1 protein-coding gene is annotated in these 263 nt (G+C 65.4%); it reads right to left on the bottom strand.

The window, feature by feature from the left end; genetic code table 11:
• Positions 1-5: 5 nt before the first annotated feature.
• The coding region (locus PY650_RS37005) for an efflux RND transporter permease subunit (protein ID WP_149341924.1) at positions 6-263 on the bottom strand (258 nt) is incomplete at its 5' end.

Here is a 263-nt window from a genome sequence, read left to right as displayed (position 1 = left end):
TCATCTCAGTTCTGCTCGACCTCACGGGGAATCCGGAACCAGGCGACATAGAGCGCGGGCAGGAAGAGCAGTGTCAGTGCGGTGCCCACGACGATGCCGCCCATCATGGCGTAGGCCATGGGACCCCAGAAGATCTCGTGCGAGATCGGGATGAGGGCCAGGGTCGCGGCGGCCGCCGTCAGCATGATCGGCCGCATGCGGTGCTCGGTCGCCTCCACCACCGCCTTCCATGCCGACATCCCCTCTGCACGCAGTTCCTCGAT

It is taken from the genome of Martinezella calliandrae, assembly GCF_030272695.1.
Lineage (GTDB): Bacteria > Pseudomonadota > Alphaproteobacteria > Rhizobiales > Rhizobiaceae > Rhizobium > Rhizobium calliandrae.
Note: the sequence above shows the minus strand (reverse complement) of the source record. Positions and strands in the feature narration are given on the sequence as shown.